We start from the raw sequence: 4,258 nt of genomic DNA, 5'->3' as shown, positions 1-4,258 counted from the left end.
AGCCCCGGTTTCCCGGAGTTATCCCAGTCTTATGGGCAGGTTACCCACGTGTTACTCACCCGTCCGCCGCTAACTTCTTGAGAGCAAGCTCTCAATCCATCCGCTCGACTTGCATGTATTAGGCACGCCGCCAGCGTTCATCCTGAGCCAGGATCAAACTCTCCAATAAAGTTAGTTTGTCTAGCATCTAAAAATAAAAATTGACGTTTCACGTTGTTTGTTTCGTTCAGTTTTCAAAGAACTACTTGGTCGCCCATTTGCGACTTCCTTATGTTAACATCTTCGTTAGTTAATGTCAACTAAGTTTTTTATTTCGTTTGTCGTCTTCTGCGTTATTGCATCGGCGACTTTTCTTATATTACACCTCTATATACTAATCGTCAATACCTTTTTATAAAGATATTCAATTTAATATTTTTATGCTCTTTTAGCTAGATACGCCGCTACAAGGATCCATTACTGGAATCCCCCTTCTGCTTCTCTTTAATCTATTCTTTCAAGTTAACTTAAACCCTAGACTTAATTCGCACAGAATTTTTTACCCAACAAAACTAACAACCCGACTTTAATAGATACTAATATGTAATTAAAAAGTTATTACACTCCCTAATACTTCTTTGTTTATCACGCACTCTATTAGAAACGATTGAAGATATACGCATTCTTATAACAGACAACGATACAGAAATTCATAATAAACTCATATACTACTCTAGTTATAGAGTCCTGAGTTCCCCTTATATGAAGTAATGGTTGCTTATCTGTTTACTCGTAAATATACAGAAACATACTAATATATTTACTAACTATCCTTATGTCACTGAAATATCAACCTTATATCTCTTTCATCTTTAGCATCATCCATTTCCATACAGCCATATCCTCTTAATAAACATTTAAGATATGCTCAAGGTCCGAATAGATTAATAGCATTTCTTTTTAAACACATATACTGGATTAAAAATACGCACCTCAATTGATCAAGTGTACCAAACACGCACGAAGAGAACATTTGTTCTTTTCATTACTTCAGTTTTTATAACATTAAAAGATGTTTATCCTATACCTATATTTACGTTTGCCGCTAGAAGAACGAATCGTTCCACTAACAAAGCATTTAGTTTTATTGTTTTTAGTATATATTTTATATCTCTTCCCTTTTGAAATACATATAGAGTCATAAATTCTTTTATTTCTACCTACAACTCTAAGAATACGCAACAATAAAAACAAAATTCTGCAACAAGGTATACTACGGCTGTACAATTATAAATCATAATCTTCTTAACATCTATAGTAGTCCTTTCAGTATGTAACGCAAATATACATTGAAAAACTTCAATATAAAATGAGCCGGAATTTCTACTCTAAGAAAAATCCGGCTCTTATTTTTAGGCCACAGCCAAAATCATTTTTACACTTAGTATTAAATGTCTATTCAATATTCCCTACTCTGCTCTGCTGAAGGTGAATGTATCATATCTGTCACTGCACGATATAAATTTTCTGGATGTTCAGCTATCCGGTGACATAGATACAAGTACCACTCTTTCCCATAAGTCAAATATACTCTAGCGTTATGTCCTTTGTTTTTCAAATTACTTAACATATCCGGACGAATTCCATATAGCATTTCTATTTCTACATTAGTTTGACTAAAATATTGACGTTGCTCCATCTCTGTAATAAGAATTTCATCATGTGTAGCTATAGATACAGGATGATTGTGTTCAACTAGTTGTTCTACAATTTGAAGATACTGTTGATTTAAATCAGTTGACCTAGGCATAGCAATATCCGGAACTTCTTGATAGGCACCTTTTACAACTCTTATTTTCCCTGGATAATGAAGGAGTTCTTGAATATCATTGTTTGAGCGATATAAATGTGCCTGTATTGTTATCCCTACATTATGATATTGCTCAGTTACCTTTTTATAAATGGAAAGAATGTCCGCTGCTTTAGATGATTCTTCCATACTTATCATAAGGGTAGTTCCATGTACTTTCGCCTTCTCTGCCAACTCCATTAAATGAATATAAGATATTTCTGGATCTATAGATAACCCAATATGCGATAAATCGAGTGATACTGTTTGTTTCATAGATAGAGCACCCATGTCCCCAATAAGATTCAAAAACTCATTTTTAGCTTTATAACATTCCTCTATATCTAGAGTATTTTCCCCTATGTATTCTAGTGAAGTATGATAACCTTTTGTAATTAGTTCCTTTGCCGTCCCAATCCCCTCATGTCTCGTTTCTCCGGTGACAAAGCGTTTCGCAGCTTGTAATAATAACGCATAGAGTTCAGTAGATTGTTGTACATAGGATTTTATATGTTCATTTCGTGCAATCGATTTAAATGCCTGAGCTACTTGGAATTCTGGTTTATTCATCACATTTTCATCCCCTTTAGAACTATTTGATCCAACTATAGCATGCTAAAATGGTTTGTATTAGTACCATTTCACCCAAACTTTTATGGTACCAATTTTGCTGAAGGGAGCATTTATATGCTTTGGATACCTATTGATCGATCGTTAGATATAAGTTTAATTCGACAGGTTTATCACCAAATACGTGAACGAATATTAAACGGGGAGCTGCAATCCGGAGAAAAACTACCATCAACACGGGAATTATCTTCTGAGTTAGGGGTGTCTAGGAACGTAATTTTAGAAGCTTATGATCAATTATTTTCCGAAGGTTTTTTGGTCACTCAGCAAGGAGCCGGGACATTCATTGCAGAAGGGACATATTTAGAACAACGTAAAAAATCAACTCTAATTGATTCTTTATCTTGGTGCGAAGAAAGAAACAAAGACAGTAATATCATTAATTTCCGTTCAGGGATACCAGCATTAGACTTATTTCCACGTAAGGGATGGGCAAAGTTATCCCACACTATATGGAATGAAACACCTCCTTCTACATTTGGATACGATATTCCCGAAGGGCGCCCCGAATTAAGAAAGGTTTTATCACGCTATTTACTAAAAACAAGAGGAGTTTTTTGTCATCCAGAACAATTGGTGATTACTTCCGGTGCAACTCAAGCTTTAACACTTGTTTCTAAGTTACTTTTATCACCAGGTGACGAGGTACTAATAGAAGATCCCATCACCAATGACATTCAAACAATTTTTAAAAATTCAGGAGCCTTACTTTCTCCTATACCGGTTGATGATAATGGGATGGATACATCTTTGCTGCCTGCAAATAAAAATCCAAAATTCATCTTCATTACTCCTTCTCATCAGTTTCCTTTAGGTGGAACGTTACCGATTCAACGACGGGTTCAATTGATTAACTACTCAAGAAAAACAAATTGTTATCTTATTGAAGATGATTATGACAGTGAGTTTCGATATGAAGGTTCACCTGTAAGTTCATTACAGGGATTGGATTCCGAACGTGTTATATATATAGGTTCATTTAGTAAAATTTTATCACCGGCCCTTAGGATGGGATACTTAGTTCTTCCCTCACACCTTATTGAAAAATGTCGCAGGGTAAAATGGTTTTCCGATCTACATACACCTTCTTTAAATCAGCTTGTCCTTGCTAAATTTATTGCCGAAGATTATTTGGAACGGCATATTATGAAGATGAAAAAAATCTATAAAAATCGAAGAGACTTCCTTATCCAGCAATTAAAATCAGCATTCTCAAATAAAATCAATATTTTTGGTTATTCTACAGGATTACACCTGATTGTTGAATTCAATCAAGTTCAATTCACACAAGAATTACTTGAGAAAACCCAACAACTCGGAGTGAAGGTATATCCTGTGGAAGACCACGCCATTGAAAAAGGAAAACATCACAATCGAATTATTATAGGGTATGGACATTTAACAACTGAAGAAATAAAAGAGGGTGTGAGTAGGCTACAGAGGGCAATACCTCGTATATATTCTTGTTAACAAATAGACTTTAAAGCTCAAAATTAAAGAGCCTAAAAAACTCAGCCTTATTTTTCTGAAGGTATGCTAAAACAAAGCTATTTCTTACTAGATAAACGTACTCATAGAGCCGATATTAATTACACGCTTATTTCATTAAACACAAAAAAGACGAGTCATTCTGACTCGTCTTAAAGTTGCTTGGCGACGTCCTACTCTCACAGGGACAAGGTCCCAACTACCATCGGCGCTAGAGAGCTTAACTTCCGTGTTCGGTATGGGAACGGGTGTGACCTCTCTGCCATCATCACCAAACTATGAAGGCATATTCCTTCAAAACTAGATAACATT

Annotated in this window: 2 protein-coding genes and 2 rRNA genes; 1 reads left to right on the top strand and 3 read right to left on the bottom strand. The window is 35.2% G+C overall.

Annotated elements, in window-relative coordinates; all coding sequences use genetic code 11:
• Both ACTJJY_RS31675 and ACTJJY_RS31670 read right to left on the bottom strand, forming a co-directional pair.
• Window positions 1–169: ribosomal RNA gene (locus ACTJJY_RS31675) — 16S ribosomal RNA — on the bottom strand; the annotation flags it as partial.
• 1,269 nt (window positions 170–1,438) lie between these two features.
• Window positions 1,439–2,398 carry a proline dehydrogenase family protein gene (locus tag ACTJJY_RS31670; protein ID WP_440607423.1) on the bottom strand — a complete coding sequence of 320 codons (960 nt, stop codon included), beginning with the start codon at window positions 2,396–2,398 and terminating at the stop codon, window positions 1,439–1,441.
• A gap of 117 nt (window positions 2,399–2,515) precedes the next feature.
• Between ACTJJY_RS31670 and pdxR the strand changes: the two genes are divergently transcribed.
• Window positions 2,516–3,928 carry a MocR-like pyridoxine biosynthesis transcription factor PdxR gene (gene pdxR / locus ACTJJY_RS31665; RefSeq protein WP_440607422.1) on the top strand — a complete coding sequence of 471 codons (1,413 nt, stop codon included), beginning with the start codon at window positions 2,516–2,518 and terminating at the stop codon, window positions 3,926–3,928.
• 178 nt (window positions 3,929–4,106) lie between these two features.
• On the opposite strand, the gene rrf is transcribed toward pdxR, so the two are convergent.
• Window positions 4,107–4,222 (bottom strand): 5S ribosomal RNA (gene rrf, locus ACTJJY_RS31660).
• Between the last annotated feature and the right edge of the window lie 36 nt (window positions 4,223–4,258).

The sequence above is a fragment of the Bacillus sp. 22475 genome (genome assembly GCF_052044835.1).
GTDB lineage: Bacteria > Bacillota > Bacilli > Bacillales > Bacillaceae_G > Bacillus_A > Bacillus_A cereus.
Note: the sequence above shows the minus strand (reverse complement) of the source record. Positions and strands in the feature narration are given on the sequence as shown.

Coding starts and splice junctions, on each gene's coding strand:
- ACTJJY_RS31670 (WP_440607423.1), bottom strand. CDS start 2,398: ATGAATAAACCAGAATTCCAAGTAGCTCAGGCATTTAAATCGATTGCA.
- pdxR (WP_440607422.1), top strand. CDS start 2,516: ATGCTTTGGATACCTATTGATCGATCGTTAGATATAAGTTTAATTCGA.